The 14,686-nt window shown below is 47.1% G+C and carries 15 protein-coding genes; 6 read left to right on the top strand and 9 right to left on the bottom strand.

The window, feature by feature from the left end; translation table 11 throughout:
* Nucleotides 1–14: 14 nt before the first annotated feature.
* A complete protein-coding gene (gene tdh / locus Q1Q15_RS09145; protein ID WP_363320916.1) occupies nucleotides 15–1,040 on the bottom strand; it encodes an L-threonine 3-dehydrogenase in 1,026 nt (341 codons plus the stop codon).
* Between the two features lie 128 nt (nucleotides 1,041–1,168).
* On the opposite strand from tdh, the gene Q1Q15_RS09140 reads away from it, so the two are divergent.
* The 4 genes from Q1Q15_RS09140 to Q1Q15_RS09125 all read left to right on the top strand — a co-directional run bounded on the left by Q1Q15_RS09140 (nucleotide 1,169) and on the right by Q1Q15_RS09125 (nucleotide 4,376).
* Nucleotides 1,169–1,345 (top strand): hypothetical protein, encoded by a 177-nt coding sequence (locus tag Q1Q15_RS09140; RefSeq protein WP_300458747.1) that lies wholly within the window; start codon nucleotides 1,169–1,171, stop codon nucleotides 1,343–1,345.
* Between the two features lie 125 nt (nucleotides 1,346–1,470).
* Nucleotides 1,471–2,535 carry a branched-chain amino acid aminotransferase gene (locus Q1Q15_RS09135; protein ID WP_300458744.1) on the top strand — a complete coding sequence of 355 codons (1,065 nt, stop codon included), beginning with the start codon at nucleotides 1,471–1,473 and terminating at the stop codon, nucleotides 2,533–2,535.
* 104 nt (nucleotides 2,536–2,639) lie between these two features.
* Nucleotides 2,640–3,185: an XRE family transcriptional regulator gene (locus Q1Q15_RS09130; protein ID WP_300458741.1), complete on the top strand. Its 546-nt coding sequence runs from the start codon at nucleotides 2,640–2,642 to the stop codon at nucleotides 3,183–3,185.
* Between the two features lie 36 nt (nucleotides 3,186–3,221).
* Nucleotides 3,222–4,376, top strand: coding sequence for an acyl-CoA dehydrogenase family protein (locus Q1Q15_RS09125; protein ID WP_300458739.1), 1,155 nt, complete (start codon nucleotides 3,222–3,224; stop codon nucleotides 4,374–4,376).
* 101 nt (nucleotides 4,377–4,477) lie between these two features.
* On the opposite strand, the gene Q1Q15_RS09120 is transcribed toward Q1Q15_RS09125, so the two are convergent.
* The 8 genes from Q1Q15_RS09120 to Q1Q15_RS09085 form a co-directional block, all read right to left on the bottom strand.
* Nucleotides 4,478–4,972, bottom strand: coding sequence for an amino acid-binding protein (locus Q1Q15_RS09120; RefSeq protein ID WP_300458737.1), 495 nt, complete (start codon nucleotides 4,970–4,972; stop codon nucleotides 4,478–4,480).
* Nucleotides 4,973–5,003: 31 nt separating this feature from the next.
* Complete coding sequence (locus Q1Q15_RS09115; protein ID WP_300458734.1) at nucleotides 5,004–5,543, bottom strand: 2-oxoacid:acceptor oxidoreductase family protein; 540 nt, start codon at nucleotides 5,541–5,543, stop codon at nucleotides 5,004–5,006.
* Between the two features lie 45 nt (nucleotides 5,544–5,588).
* Nucleotides 5,589–6,326 carry a thiamine pyrophosphate-dependent enzyme gene (locus Q1Q15_RS09110; RefSeq protein WP_300458730.1) on the bottom strand — a complete coding sequence of 246 codons (738 nt, stop codon included), beginning with the start codon at nucleotides 6,324–6,326 and terminating at the stop codon, nucleotides 5,589–5,591.
* Between the two features lie 25 nt (nucleotides 6,327–6,351).
* A complete protein-coding gene (gene vorB, locus Q1Q15_RS09105; protein ID WP_300458727.1) occupies nucleotides 6,352–7,419 on the bottom strand; it encodes a 3-methyl-2-oxobutanoate dehydrogenase subunit VorB in 1,068 nt (355 codons plus the stop codon).
* A gap of 19 nt (nucleotides 7,420–7,438) precedes the next feature.
* Complete coding sequence (locus tag Q1Q15_RS09100; protein ID WP_300458724.1) at nucleotides 7,439–7,666, bottom strand: 4Fe-4S dicluster domain-containing protein; 228 nt, start codon at nucleotides 7,664–7,666, stop codon at nucleotides 7,439–7,441.
* 12 nt (nucleotides 7,667–7,678) lie between these two features.
* A complete protein-coding gene (locus tag Q1Q15_RS09095; protein WP_300458722.1) occupies nucleotides 7,679–8,368 on the bottom strand; it encodes a cobalamin biosynthesis protein CbiA in 690 nt (229 codons plus the stop codon).
* A gap of 265 nt (nucleotides 8,369–8,633) precedes the next feature.
* Nucleotides 8,634–9,749, bottom strand: a complete 1,116-nt coding sequence (locus Q1Q15_RS09090; protein ID WP_300458719.1) for a hypothetical protein — start codon at nucleotides 9,747–9,749, stop codon at nucleotides 8,634–8,636.
* Between the two features lie 133 nt (nucleotides 9,750–9,882).
* Nucleotides 9,883–11,082, bottom strand: coding sequence for a radical SAM protein (locus tag Q1Q15_RS09085; RefSeq protein ID WP_300458716.1), 1,200 nt, complete (start codon nucleotides 11,080–11,082; stop codon nucleotides 9,883–9,885).
* Between the two features lie 456 nt (nucleotides 11,083–11,538).
* Between Q1Q15_RS09085 and Q1Q15_RS09080 the strand changes: the two genes are divergently transcribed.
* The gene (locus tag Q1Q15_RS09080) at nucleotides 11,539–12,816 is read left to right on the top strand and encodes an MFS transporter (protein ID WP_300458714.1); all 1,278 of its coding nucleotides are present in this window, start codon (nucleotides 11,539–11,541) and stop codon (nucleotides 12,814–12,816) included.
* Nucleotides 12,817–12,900: 84 nt separating this feature from the next.
* The gene (locus Q1Q15_RS09075; RefSeq protein ID WP_300458713.1) at nucleotides 12,901–14,679 is read left to right on the top strand and encodes a SpoIIE family protein phosphatase; all 1,779 of its coding nucleotides are present in this window, start codon (nucleotides 12,901–12,903) and stop codon (nucleotides 14,677–14,679) included.
* Nucleotides 14,680–14,686 lie beyond the last annotated feature (7 nt).

Genomic DNA, 14,686 nt, shown 5'->3' with positions numbered 1-14,686 from the left:
ACTGAAGACGTCAGTTAATTCCAGTCCAGGACGACTTTTCCCGATTGACCGGATCGCATCACATCAAACCCTTTTTGAAATTGGGTGTAATGAAATTTATGGGTGATTAACGGTGTGATATCAAGCCCGGATTGAATCATGCTGCTCATTTTATACCAGGTTTCATACATTTCCCTGCCATATATGCCCTTGATCGTCAACATGTTAAACACCACTTTGTTCCAGTCAATATTGGCAGCGTCGGGCATGATGCCCAGAAGCGCTATTTTCCCGCCATGGCACATGTTATCCAGAATGGATGTCAGGGCCGCTGGATTGCCGGACATTTCCATGGCCACATCAAACCCCTCTTTCATGCCCAGATCTTTCTGGGCCTGTTCAATGCTGTGTTGGGTCACATCAATGGCCAAGGTGGCGCCGGCTTTTTTAGCCAGATCAAGCCGGTACGGGTTGACATCCGTCACCACCACAAACCTGGCGCCGGCATGCCTGGCAATGGCTGCGGCCATGCATCCGATGGGGCCGGCACCGGTGATCAGGACATCTTCACCCAGAACATCAAAGGACAATGCCGTGTGGGTGGCATTTCCCAGGGGGTCAAAACAGGCCAGCACATCCAGGGGGATGGTTGTATTACAATACCAGACATTTGTTACCGGTATGGCCAGATACTCGGCATAGGCACCGGCTCTGTTAACCCCTACCCCTTTTGTGTCCTTGCACAAGTGCCGCCGTCCGGCCAGGCAGTTCCGGCAATGCCCGCACACCAGATGACCTTCACCGGACACCAGGTCTCCGGGTTTAAAATCCACCACATGGGAACCGATGTGTTCAATGGTCCCCACAAATTCATGGCCGATATGCATGGGAACCGGAATGGTTTGCTGTGACCATTTGTCCCAGTTATAAATATGGACATCTGTTCCGCAGATAGCGGTTTTAATGATTTTGATTAAGACTTCATTGTGGCGAATACCGGGAATTGGAACATCCTGAAGCCATAAGCCTTTTTCCGGCTTTGCCTTTACGATTGCTTTCATGGTTTTCATGGCAGACATGTCCGATGAAGTTATGATGTGTATTAATATTTTTTCATATAAAATGGCTATACCACAAATGTTGATGAAATACCATCTATCAATTCTTTCAAAAAAAGGATCACATATTCATGCAGGATCTTACTGGGGCAATCCTTATTATTGTTCTTGGCGGCGGGACGTTTATTGGGTTTATTGCAAATGCCAGTGAAATGATATTGCTGCAAAGAGAGGTTAAGCAGCGGAGGAAAAAACAGAATATCGTTGTGGGCATTTTTTCCTTTGTCTTAAGTGTGCAAATCATTTAATATAATGGCTTGAAAAATGAGCCTGTGATAATAGAAGAGATGAAATTATCTTGACAAAGCATTCGTTTAGCGCTCATATAATTTAAAAAGCAATGTTAATTTTAATGAAATTTATGGAGGAAATAATGGAAATTAAAGTCACCCCGGTACAGACGAACAGAACACGGCCAAAAGATTCTGATTTAGGATTCGGCCAGGTGTTCACGGATCATATGTTTGTCATGGAATATTCTGAAGATAACGGGTGGCATGACCCTCGAATAGAACCCTATGCTGACTTTTCCGTTCCCCCGTCTGCCATGGTGTTTCATTATGGCCAGGCCATTTTTGAGGGATTAAAAGCGTATAAAACCCCGGATAAAAAGATCTGTCTGTTCAGACCCAGGGATAATTTTGAAAGAATGAACCGGAGTGCAAAAGGCATGTGCATCCCGGAGATTGATGTTGATTTTGTCATGGATGCCATGAAACAATTGATCAAGCTGGAAGAAAAATGGATTCCCGAAACCCTTGGTACCTCCCTGTATATCCGACCTACTATTATTGCAACGGATCCGTTTATAGGGGTTCGCGCCTCTTATACCTATAAATTTTTTATCATCCTGTCTTCTGTGGGGGCATACTATGCCGAAGGGCTTAATCCCGTTAAAATCTGGGTGGAAAAGAATCATGTCCGGGCCATCCGGGGGGGAGTGGGGGAATTCAAGACGGCGGCCAACTACGCAGCCAGCCTGTTTGCATCGGAAGAAGCCAAGAAGAATGGATATGCCCAGGTGCTATGGCTGGATGCCATTGAAAGAAAATATATTGAAGAGGTGGGTGCCATGAATATTTTCCTGCTTATCGGAGATGAACTGGTGACGCCCAACCTGAATGGGAGTATCCTGCCGGGAATCACCCGCTATTCGGTCATCAGCCTGGCCAAAAAGTGGGGCATGACCCTGTCTGAAAGAAAAATCAGTATTGATGAAGTCTTTAAGGCCCATGCGGACGGAAACTTGACCGAGGTGTTTGGTTCGGGAACCGCTGCTGTAATTTCTCCTGTGGGGGAAATACGTTATGGAGATAAGGTTTTTTCCATTGGGGATGGCAAACCGGGTGAAACAGCCATGAAGTTTTATCATGCACTTACCGATATCCAATATGGAAAAGCCGATGATACTGAAAACTGGATTGACGTCATCGATTAATCTTTTTACCGGGAAAAGAAGGATCGGTTTTTTTAATGATACTATTATGAACGAGCGCTCAATCAATATGGGGGTGTTCACAGCATAAGATGATGGGAGATAACATGGCTAAAAAGAAGGGCATCATACCCATTGGAAAGCGAATAAGGCGGGCTCGGCTGGATAAAAAAATCAGCCTGGATACCATGGCCAATGAAACAGGGTTGTCAAAAGACGTTATCAAAAAAATTGAGACAGGTGATCAACGGCCTTCAGTCGGGAACCTGTTGCAAATTTCAAGAACCCTTCATATTGATTCCAGCTTTTTGTTAAAAGAGCAGGATGACACCCTTCAGGAAAGATCCCAGGCCTACACCAAGCGAACGGATAACTATGCCTACACCCCCCTGGCCTTCAGTGCTGAAAACAAACACCTTAAACCCTTCAGGATCGTGGTTGAGGCAGAAAAAAGTCATGGGGGTGTCGGATTTCAGCATGAGGGAGAGGAATTCGTGTATGTGCTGAAAGGCCGGGTGGAAATCCAGGTGGGGGATCATGTCAATCGTTTGAAAAAAGGGGACTCGCTCCATTTTAATTCTAGTATTAAACATGACTTGCGAAATACCGGAAAAACCGATGCTGAGCTCATTGTTGTGGTGTATGCACCCTAGCGGTTCAAGGAAATAAGGGGGGAAGAGGGATAAATTATGTTATTCAAGCTTACCAATGAACAATTGATGATTCAGAATATGGTCAGGGAATTTTCCCGGAAAGTCATCGCAGCAACGGCAGCCGAAAGGGACAAAACAAAAGAATTTCCCGCAGAAAATTTCAGGCAGATGGGTGAGTTGGGATTAATGGGCATGATGATACCTGAACAATATGGTGGTGAGTCTGCAGATACAATTTCCTATGTCCTTGCCTTGTCTGAAATTGCCTATTCCTGTGCATCCACCTCTGTTGTCATGTCCGTTCAAAATTCAATTGTGTGTGAAAGTCTTTATAAATTCGGCACAGAAGAACAAAAACAAGACTTCCTGGTTCCCCTGGCGTCCGGCGAGATGATCGGGGCTTTCGGGCTGACGGAACCCGATGCCGGATCTGATCCGGTGAGCCAGCAAACAATGGCGGTAAGGGAAAAGGATCATTATGTTTTAAACGGCACCAAGCGGTTCATTACCTCGGGTAAACATTCGAAAGTGGTTCTGGTCACCGCGAAAACGGATGAGGGCAAAGGGCATAAGGGGATCAGCTGTTTTATTATCCCCAAGGGAACGCCCGGCTTAATCGTGGGCCGCCTGGAAGATAAAATGGGATTGCGGGCATCGGATACAACGGATTTAATTCTGGAAAACTGCAGGGTCCCTGTATCCCATAGACTGGGGAACGAAGGGGACGGGTTTAAAATCGCCATGTCGGGTCTGGACAGCGGCAGAATCGGAATTGCTGCTCAATCCTATGGTGTGGCCATGGCAGCATTTGATGCTGCCGTAAAATACGCAAAACAAAGAAAACAATTTGGCACCCCCATTTCAAAACATCAGGCCATCCGGTTCCAGATTGCCGACATGGCCACCCAGATTGAAGCTGCCAAACAATTGATTTTTTCCGTCGCATCCATGAAAGACCGGGGAGACCCCCATACCAGGGAAGCCTCCATTGCCAAGCTGTTTGCCTCGGAGATGGTGAACGACATCACGGCCCGGGCAATTCAAATACACGGTGGATACGGCTTTACCAAAGAGTATGCCGTTGAACGATTCTATCGGGATGCCCGGGTGTTTACCATTTATGAAGGCACCAGTGAGATCCAGAGAATCGTTATTTCAAACCAGATGCTGAAAGATAAGCGAAATCTTTGATAGAGATCCTTTTTCCTCCGGAAATTGCTGGGATTGTAATAGAGACGACAAAAAGCAGCCATTTTAAGAAAATATAAAATGGCTGCTTTAGTAATGGTTCATCACGCTTCGTATCCGTTTTGAAAAATCGCTGCTGCTGATTTTACATCCTCAGGACAGAAAACAAACAGGCATTTACCATCTGAATCCGATACAGACCCGTAAACATAATTAATATTGATCTGTTCTTCCCCAAATTTCTTAGTGATTTTTGTCAATTCACCAGGGGTATTGGTAATTTCAATGGTCACCACTTCCTTTGAATCAAACAGGTAATCATTTTCGTTTAACAGCGCCATGGATTTTTCCGGCTGATTGGTAACCAGTCGGATCAGGGCAAATTCAGCAGAATCTCTTCTCATGGAACTATAGCTGGCAGAGGAGGCATGGCGTTTTAAAGATTTGCCCCGGGCCTCAAAAAGGTTCTGAACATAGGCCGAGGCATCCTGGATCGTGATGGCATCAATGTTAATATCTGCACTGCCCAAAAGCTCGGTTAATTTTGCCAGTTCACCCGGTACATTTTTAAGAAAAAGAGATATTTCTATTCGGATCATGCTGCCCCCCTTTTAACGTTTAAACGTCACCTTAACTCTTGTTTGCGATATTCACGCCTTCGTCAAAGGCTTTCATGTTCAACGGAATAATTTTTGCCTTGGCGGCAAATTCCGCTTTAACACAGTCTTTCAACAGTTCCAGATCCACTATTTTTGTTTTTGCGGCAAATGCACTTAATGCGATGATATTAGCGGCTTTGACACTGCCAACGGCAATGGCGCTGTCATTGGCCGGAACAATAAGTTCTATGATATCTTCTCTTCCGCTCCGGGTGGGGATGAGAGAACTGTTGATTAAAATAACACCCCCGGGTTTTACATCATTGGCAAATTTTTCCAGGGACGGGCGGTTCATTGCCACCAGATGGCTGGGGTTCTTAATGATGGGGGAACCGATGCGCTTGTCACCGATTACAACGGTGCAATAGGCTGTCCCGCCTCTCATTTCAGGTCCATAGGAGGGGACCCAGGCCACAAAAAAGCCCTGTTTCATTGCAGCATATGCTAAAAGCTTTGCGCTGAGCAAAATTCCCTGGCCGCCAAATCCTGCAAATTTTATTTCTGTTTGCATTGGTTTCTCCAAAAAGCAATTAAAAAAGTAAAATACATATCACCTCTATTCAGGTATCTTGTAGTCCCCCAGTTCATAATAGGGCAGAAGCGTGTCCTGGGCCCATGTTAACGCATCCAGCGGGGTCAGACCCCAGTTGGTCGGGCAGGTGCTGATCACTTCCACAAAACTGAAACATTTTCCTTCGACCTGGTATTCAAATGCTTTTTTTATTGCTTTTTTCGTTCGATTGATCTGCTTTGGGTTTAGTACTGCCTGGCGGGTTACATAACCGGGGGTTACCAGTTCTTTCAACAGGTTGGCCATTCGTATGGGCATCCCGGTCAGTTCTGTATCCCGGCCTGTGGGGGCAGTGGTGGCCCGTTGACCTGGCATGGTGGTGGGGGCCATCTGGCCGCCGGTCATGCCATAGATGGCATTGTTGATGAAAATAGTGGTGAATTTCTCCCCCCTGTTGGCCGCATGAATGATCTCTCCCATGCCGATACTGGCAAGGTCGCCGTCTCCCTGGTAAGTAAAAACAATGAGATCCGGTCTTACTCTTTTAATTCCTGTTGCCATGGCCGGTGCCCGTCCATGGGCGGCTTCCTGGAAGTCACAATTAAAATAATTATATGCCAGCACGGCACACCCTACCGGGGCAATCCCCACTGTTTTTCCCTGGATACCCAAGTCATCAATGGCTTCTGCCACAAGCCTGTGAACAATGCCATGGGTGCAGCCGGGACAATAATGCGTCATGGTATCGCTTAAGCTTACCGGCTTTGAAAATGCTTTTCCCATTATATCTTTCTCCTAAATTTAACGATTAGAGCAGCGCTTTAATCACCTGGATAATTTTTTCAGGTGTTGGAATATCACCACCGCATTCGCCATAGAAATCAACTTCCCGCCGTCCTTTAACGCTGCGCTCCACATCCTCGACCATTTGTCCCATGCTCATTTCAATACTGATAACATGTTTACAACTCTCTTTGGTCGCTGCGTCAAAAACGGGTTTTTCCGGAAATGGAAACAGGGTTTTGGGCCTTAAGAGACCGACCTCAATTCCCTGTTCTTTCATCATGTCAATGGCGGTTTTGCAGACCCGGCTCATGGTGCCGTAACTGACGATAAGAACCGTGTAGTCTGTATCGGTATTGTACCCCTCATACAGGACTTCTTCTCGTTTCATCTGATCATATTTGGCTTTCAGGGCAAGGTTGTTATTGTTGAGCTCGGTGGGGTCAAGGAAAAGGGATTTGACCAGATTCCGCTTGTCACTCTTTCGATGGTCCATGCCACTGGTGGCCCAATCGTCTTTATTGGACGGTTCCGTTTTAAGGGTATCCGGAAACTCTACCGGTTCCATCATCTGCCCGATCAACCCGTCACCCATTATCATCACCGGACCCCGGTATTTTTCTGCCAGGGTGAAGGCATTCATGGTCATTTCAACCGCTTCCTGGACACCGTCCGGTGCCAGCACCAGCAGGTGATAATCGCCATGCCCGCCCCCTTTGGTGGCCTGGAAATAATCTCCCTGGGACGGAAGGATTCCGCCCAGACCCGGACCGCCCCGCATAATATTGACAAATACAGCAGGGACCTGGGCCCCTGCAATATAGGAGATGGCCTCACTCATCAAACTGATGCCGGGACTGGAAGAGGTGGTCATTACCCTTTCACCGGCACCGGCGGCACCAAAAATCATGTACCCAACGGCGACTTCACTTTCGCCCTGTAAAAAGACACCCCCGACTTCAGGCAATCGTTTTGCCAGGTATTCGGCCACTTCCGACTGGGGTGTGATGGGATATGCAAAATAATTTTTACAACCCGCCCGGATTGCGGCTTCGCCAATTGCTTCATTTCCTTTCATTAACACTTTTGCCATTATTTTTATCCTTAATTAATTATTCCATGGTCTCTGGTTCGATTTCAACAATGCTGATGGCAACATCAGGGCACATGATACAGCACATGGTGCAGTGAATGCAATCATCCGGCCGGGCCTGATAGGCGGGAAAATGTCCTTTTGCATTCACCTTATCCGTGATTTCAAGAACATTTTTCGGGCAGACATTGACACACAGGCCACATCCCTTGCACCGTTCAGAATCAATGATATGTTGATACTTCATTTAGCTTACTCCTTATGGGTTAAACTGTTTCCAGGGGAAATTCAGTTGCCTGTTGATTTCCAATACCGGACAGGTAAACCGATCCAACTCAAGCTGCGGTATTAAATGTGAACAAGCCGTGATAAATTCAATTTTAATTCCTGTTGCCTCGGATACAGCGGTTAACAGGTCATATCCTTTATAGATATGTTCAGGGGTTGTCTCGTCAATGAGATTGGCATTGCTTACAAGCCCTGTTATTTTTATTTTTGAAGTGGCTTCGATCTCTTCTTTTATTCGGACACACCCTTTGACATCGTCTGTAAACGGTCTGAACCGATTGATCACCTGCAGCATCTGAACCTTTTTTTTGGACAGATGATCTTCCAGAGCCGCCAGTACGGTTACCCCCACATCATCCCCGCCGGCATCCAGAATGGTCAGTTCAGACGGCTGTTGAATCATCCCGGCCACCGCCGGTGTGAGGATGGGAAGATCGGCATGCATGTATTGCTTGTCCGGCAATACCACCTCAATCCCCATGGCTTCAAGGGAAATTTTTGCCTCCCGGGTCCTGAAATAGGGATTGACCAGATCAAGATCCGCGATTTTTACGTCAATGCCATCCCTTTTCCGGGTTGCCGCTAGATTTATGGCTGTTTCGGTCTTGCCACTGCCATAATTTCCACAAATAATAACAATTCCTTTAATATCAATATCCAAGCCATATTCCTTAGTATAAAATTTTTTCAATCCCGTTAGTATATGTATTAACTCAGGATTAGTCAAACACAAACCCGTATTGCCGCAATTCTCACTATGATTATAACCAAATCGGGTCAGGCTTGTGTTATTGTGCTTTTGACCAAAGCCTGAACCATTAAGGCAGAAACCGGCAAAAGTGTCAATAACGCAAGCCTGACCCTTGTCCGGCGACTATTGCATTTTATAATGAGAATTGCTGCCCGTATTGAATTGCAATGGCTTTTTAATGCAGCAGGGAAATAAGGCGCTGGATGTCTGTCCGGGTCAGGCAGCGATTCAGTTGAGAGCTGGTTGACTTGATTTCCTCGGTCAACAGATCCAGCCTGTCGGCCGGACACGCCATGGCGTGGGCGGCCAGATATTTTTTTACCAGAAGCTTACTGCATAAGATGTTGAGAAAGAAGTGTTCTTCCGTGGCCAGCCCATAGTCCCCTCCGGCATGGGTGCCGGCCACATGGGTTTTGACGGCATCGCCAAAGACAGGGGTGTTGACGTCTAACAGGTGGTGTCCCTGCTGTTCATAAACAATGGCATCCACATACGCATAATAGGCTTTGAAAGTAGAGAGATTATCCGTATCCATGTTGATGGTATACCCCTGGTTCTGAAGGGTTTTTGCCGTGGTATACAGGTCGGCAATCCCGTTTCTTTCTCCAATGCCCAGGGCTGAGGCTTCAAGCACCCTTCCCCCGGCCAGAATCCCCATGACAGCGTTGGCAGATGCCATTCCCAGATCATTGTGGCAATGAATCGAAATATGGGTTTTTCTGGTTTTGCCGGACAGCCGAAGGATTTTGTCAAATACCTGGTTGGGGGCCATCATCCCCGAGGTGTCGGGTAAAGAGATCATATCGATACCCTGGTGACTTAAAAATGTGACACATCGGTCCAGGGTTGGGGCATCAGATCTGCCGATATCCAGCATGGCAATGGACAGGACCGCATGGGAAAGGTGTTTTCTGACCGATTGAATGGTGTTTGAAAGGTCTGCAAGGGCGTTGTCAAGTGTTTCCCGGGACATATTGTTTTTCAGGTGCACATGTAAATGCAGGTCGTTTGCGCCGGTGGCCATAAGGATGCCGGTATCGTGGCGCGTGGCCCTTCCCATGGCGGCAACGCGGATCTTATATCTGTTTTTCCGGCCATGGCTGACAAGGGTTTTGACTGCATCGGCTTCCCGGGCATGCGCCGGCGGATACCCTGCCTGGCAGATATCAACCCCTAGCTGTTCCTGAAAGTCAAGAATTTTTAAGCGCTGCGCTATTGAGAACATGGTTCCCCTGTACTGCATGCCTTCTCTCAGGGTTTCATCAATGAGGATGATTTTTTTATTTTTCATGGTGTTCTCTTTATATGAAAGTAGTGCGTTATGAGTTTTGAGTAGTGAGACGTTATACCTCCCTCAATACTCATTACTCACCTCTCATAACTTTCATTTTTTTTGTGTCCGTCAGGGCATGGGCGTTATTGAACTACCCCAGGTACGGGTTAAAATAGCCGTGGATCAATTCGGGAAAGTCATCAGACAACTGCCGGATCACAGCGCCCATACCAATTGGCGAGCCGCTGTCTTCAACCTTTGACATGATGGCACAGTATTTTTGGGGATCAAAGTTCAGGTTGCGCCACTGGATCATGTTGATTTTAAAGGTCTCAATAAAGTGCTTTAATGCGGCCACTTCTTTGTGGGAATCGGTAAATCCCGGGCAGTTAAGGTAATTGATGGAAACAAATTTTCCCTGGTTTTTGGCCGCCTGAATGCTGTTGAGAACATCAGAAAATTGATAGGACCTGGGCCGGAAATACGCCTGATAAAAGGTTTCTCGCACCGAATTCAGGCTGACCCGCATGGCATCCAGCCCGGCCCGGCAAAGGACGTCAACCTGATGGGGCAGGCTGGCGTTGGTATTCAGGTTGATGGTGCCCTGGTCTGTCCTGTCCCGGATACGTCGTATGGCCGGCTCAATAACCTTGAATGCCGTTAAGGGTTCTCCTTCACATCCCTGGCCAAAACTGACCACCGCGTTTTTAACATTGGAAATGTGCTCCAGGGAAATCTGGGCGATCTCTTCAGGGGTCGGTGTAAACCGGATTCGATCCTGACAGGCACACAGGTTATTGTCCGTTTGAAGAGAGATACAGCCCAGACAATTGGCATTGCATACCATTGATGTGGGCAGGGGGGCTTCATACCGTTTAAGGAAAAAATTTTTCCCGGCAGGACAGCCATAGTGTAACGCACAGGTTTCAAGATGCCGGATCAGGCGGTTATCCGGATATTTTTGTTGCATCTGGTTCACGCCGCTGACGATCCCCTCATGGGGCATTTGCCTCAAATCCTGGCGGGGTTCAGTGTCCACAAGCAGGGCGGCAGACCGGAAATTGTTTTTCCCAAACCCCACGGCCCCATAGGCGAACAATGGCAGAAAATCTTTAATCCCTGCATCATCATAGGCACAGAAATGTCGGTTGACATATCCCGGCGAATTAAATACGGCCACTGGAAAGAGCTTCTCTTTCAGGTTAAACGGGTTTTGTTCCATTGTCTCAAACGTGTCTTTGACAATATTATAGACAATGGGTTTTCTCTGGGGTAGCATCATCAGTTCACTGCCATGGGGCAGGGGCACGGTTTTGTCTTTTTTTAATACCACCCGTGTATTGCCGGACATGCCGGCTGCGCCATAGCCTTCCAGTTCAAAAATATCACCGTTTTCCGCCGCAACAACGGCAGTCAGGATGTGTTTGTTGATGTATCCGATATCTTACTCCACTTGTTTACAAGGTTTCAAGGTAACTTGCCCAGATATACCAGATCAATTCCAGATTGCCAAATTCATTCTGCGGTTTTCTTTGTGATGCCGGTGCCGGATCATTTTTACATTGATCAGCTGACACAGTCTGCTCTTGATGATGACGGTTTTTTTAAAAAAAAACAAGTTTCTATCTTCTATCCTATGGGGTATGATAAATCATTTTTATACGGATCTCAATAAGCGGGCGCAACCGTTTAGAATGTCAGGCAGACGCTAATATGCAGCGTCTCTGTCTTTAACGATGTCGCGGTGGCCTTGTTTTTTATGGCGGCTGAAATTATGTTTAAAAATCAAATGAAAGTGTTGTAAACCGTGCAGACGATATTCCTGAAATTTTCCCGCCGCTGGCTGATATTGATCATTGCCGGCGCCCTGTTTGTTCTATCGCAGTTTTACCGATCATCTGTGGCTGTGATAGCACCGAATCTTGTACAGGATTTGAATCTTGATGCCTGGGAACTCAGCACAGTGTCGGCGGCTTTTTTTTATGCCTTTGCCCTGATGCAGATTCCGGTTGGAATTTTTCTTGACACCATTGGCCCCAGAATCACCATGACCGTTCTTACCCTGGTGGCCGTGGCAGGGGCATTTCTTTTTTCCCTGGGTGAATCCTATTTTCCACTGGCCATTGGCAGGGTATTTCTGGGGGTTGGCATGGCCTGCAACTTCATGGGAACCTTGAAATTGATCACGATCTGGTTCCCGGCAAAACAGTTCGCAACACTCTCTGCCATTATTGTATCCGCCGGTACTGCCGGTAATATAGCCGCTGCTACCCCCCTGGTGCTGATGGTTCAAGCGCTTGGGTGGAGAAACAGCTTCATGACCATGGGTGGGGTCACCTTGCTCATTGCCGTCCTGTTTTTTCTACTGGTCACCGATCGGCCCGACACCAGACTTGTTCCGGAAAATCAGGGCGCTTCCCGTCCCAAAGTCAGCGATACACTGGAACGGGCCCGAATTCTTTTTGCACACCGAGATTTCTGGATCATTTCTTTTTCCACCTTTTGCCGTTACGGCATTTTTGCTGCTGTTCAGGCCTTATGGGCAGGGCCCTATTTGATGAAGGCAGCGGGACTCTCACCGGTTACAGCAGGCAATATTCTTCTGCTCATGAGTCTCGGATTGATCATCGGCAGTCCCTTGAGCGGATATGTATCCGACACTGTTTTTCGGTCTCGAAAAAAGGTCATTATTCCCGGTATCTGGGGGATGGTAATGATTCTGGGGATACTGGTGTTTCTCCCGGAGGCGGCAGGAAAAGAAATTTTATCTGTACTCTTTTTTTGTTTTGGTCTGTTCAGCAGTTCCGGCCAGATCATGTATGCCCATATCAAAGAACAAGTGCCCCATGAAAATGCCGGTTTGGCCATGACCGCCATCAATTTTTTTACCATGGCCGGTGTTGCCGTTTTTTTACAGGGACTGGGATTCCTGATGAAATTTCTCTACCCCGGAACCTCATTGGGGGTTCCGGCCTTCAAAAGTGCTTTTGTCTTTTGCAGCATCTGTCTTGCGGTTATCGGTTTGTGCTACCTGCTGACCAGAGAAACCCTGGGCCTGAAAAAAACACCCCCCCCATTACGGTGAGGGGCCGGATAAATTACCCCATCATCAGTCTTGATTTGTCTGAGGTGCTTTTGATCAAATTTTTGTCTGAAAGGTTAATTGCAAATGCATGGAAAACATAATGGGACGATCTCCAGGGAAATGGCTTCGGATAAAAGTACACCCAAACCAACCCTATCTGAGATTACCCTGGCGCCGTATTATATTGTCGGGGTTCTGGCAACGACCATTGGTATTTTAGTGGTTGTGGTGCTCAATTTTTTTACGCCGCTGGACTTTATTAGATCTCGAATTCTGGGTCAACATCAGTCGTTGACTTGGGAAATAGGGGTAACTGTATTTTTCCCCAGGCTGGTTTTTGTACTGAGTCTTTCATACCTATTCGTCCTAACGGGTATTGGCATCATGCTGAAACCGATTTCTGACTGCCTGGTGCTGTTTAAAAAAAAAGGGATGCCCCTGCGTGACCAGATTGAAGCAGCACAAAGAAGACTTTTAAATCTTCATTTTCTCTTTGTTCCGGTTAATGTGTCCCTGTGGATTCTGATACCGAGTCTTGTTGGCTTATTTGCCGCTTTTGCCGGGATGTCAGATCACCGGACGGTGATCATCCTTTCCGCCAGGGCCAGTATGGTCGGCTTGATTGCTTCCGCCATAGCTTCCCAGAGAATAGATGCCATTTCCCGCCGACAGCTGATTCCCTTTTTTTTCCCCAAAGGGCAGCTAAATAAGCTGAAAGGGACAGCAAAAATATCCATTGCCAGACGAATCAAACTGGTCAACCGGTTAGGGGCCGTGATTCCCATAATGATTCTGCTGGTGACATTGCTGACGCTCCAATGGGAACTTGAGACACATCCGGTGTCCGCCGTCACCTATGGTCGCGGGGTCATCGTTTTTACCTTGGTGCTGTTTGTTTATACCCTGATTTCTTCCAACCAATTAAACCGATTGCTCAGCCATAATATTGTTGATCCGATGAAAGATTTGGCAAGGGTACTTCAAGCGGTTCAGCGAGGACAATTTGATAAAAAGGTTCAAATCGTGTCCAATGATGAAATTGGTTATGCCGGGGATGTGGTGAATGAAATGACCCAGGGCCTCCAGGAAAGGGAAATAATGCAACGGTCCCTGGGTCTGGCAAGGCAGATTCAACAGAATCTGCTGCCCCAAAAAAATCCTGACATTCCCGGGCTCGATATTGCCGGTACCAGCATTTATTGTGATGAAACCGGTGGAGATTATTATGATTTCCTTTTGCCTGAAAATACCTTGAAAAATCGAATTCGAATTGTTTTGGGGGATGTTTCCGGGCATGGCATTGCCTCTGCACTTCTCATGGCGACGTCAAGGGCCTTTTTTCGCCAACGCTCGGCCATGCCGGGACGCCTGGCCCAGGTGATAACCGATGTCAACCGCCAGTTGTGTCAGGATGTAAAAGATTCCGGCAATTTTATGACCCTTTTCTGCATTGAGATGGACACAGGCAAAAAATCCCTGAAATGGGTACGGGCAGGACAGGATCCGGCATTGTTATATGACGACAAACAAAAGACGGTGATTGAGCTGAAAGGCCCTGGCATTGCCCTGGGGGTGGATGATACCTGGCAATACACGGAAAATGAAATTGCCGGGTTGTCGGAGGGACAGATTGTGTTCCTTTATACAGATGGTATCTGGGAAGCCCACAATTCTCATGGAGAACGATTTGGAAAAGATAATTTGTCCAGGATAATACGGGAAAATGCCCATTTGACCTCTCAGCAGATATTAACCGCTGTCATGGATGCCTGCAATCGGTTCCGGAAAGGAGAAAAGCGTCAGGACGATATCACGCTGATTGTTGTTAAAGTATGTAACCCAACTTTCGGTCTTGAGCTTTAATGGACGG

Origin of the sequence: Desulfobacula sp., assembly GCF_030145145.1 — a bacterium.
Taxonomy (GTDB): domain Bacteria; phylum Desulfobacterota; class Desulfobacteria; order Desulfobacterales; family Desulfobacteraceae; genus Desulfobacula.
The sequence above is the reverse complement of the archived record's forward strand: the minus strand, read 5'-3'. Positions and strand labels throughout refer to the sequence as shown.

Coding starts and splice junctions, on each gene's coding strand:
- tdh (WP_363320916.1), bottom strand. CDS start 1,040: ATGAAAGCAATCGTAAAGGCAAAGCCGGAAAAAGGCTTATGGCTTCAG.
- Q1Q15_RS09140 (WP_300458747.1), top strand. CDS start 1,169: ATGCAGGATCTTACTGGGGCAATCCTTATTATTGTTCTTGGCGGCGGG.
- Q1Q15_RS09135 (WP_300458744.1), top strand. CDS start 1,471: ATGGAAATTAAAGTCACCCCGGTACAGACGAACAGAACACGGCCAAAA.
- Q1Q15_RS09130 (WP_300458741.1), top strand. CDS start 2,640: ATGGCTAAAAAGAAGGGCATCATACCCATTGGAAAGCGAATAAGGCGG.
- Q1Q15_RS09125 (WP_300458739.1), top strand. CDS start 3,222: ATGTTATTCAAGCTTACCAATGAACAATTGATGATTCAGAATATGGTC.
- Q1Q15_RS09120 (WP_300458737.1), bottom strand. CDS start 4,972: ATGATCCGAATAGAAATATCTCTTTTTCTTAAAAATGTACCGGGTGAA.
- Q1Q15_RS09115 (WP_300458734.1), bottom strand. CDS start 5,543: ATGCAAACAGAAATAAAATTTGCAGGATTTGGCGGCCAGGGAATTTTG.
- Q1Q15_RS09110 (WP_300458730.1), bottom strand. CDS start 6,326: ATGGGAAAAGCATTTTCAAAGCCGGTAAGCTTAAGCGATACCATGACG.
- vorB (WP_300458727.1), bottom strand. CDS start 7,419: ATGGCAAAAGTGTTAATGAAAGGAAATGAAGCAATTGGCGAAGCCGCA.
- Q1Q15_RS09100 (WP_300458724.1), bottom strand. CDS start 7,666: ATGAAGTATCAACATATCATTGATTCTGAACGGTGCAAGGGATGTGGC.
- Q1Q15_RS09090 (WP_300458719.1), bottom strand. CDS start 9,749: ATGAAAAATAAAAAAATCATCCTCATTGATGAAACCCTGAGAGAAGGC.
- Q1Q15_RS09085 (WP_300458716.1), bottom strand. CDS start 11,082: ATGTCCGGCAATACACGGGTGGTATTAAAAAAAGACAAAACCGTGCCC.
- Q1Q15_RS09075 (WP_300458713.1), top strand. CDS start 12,901: ATGCATGGAAAACATAATGGGACGATCTCCAGGGAAATGGCTTCGGAT.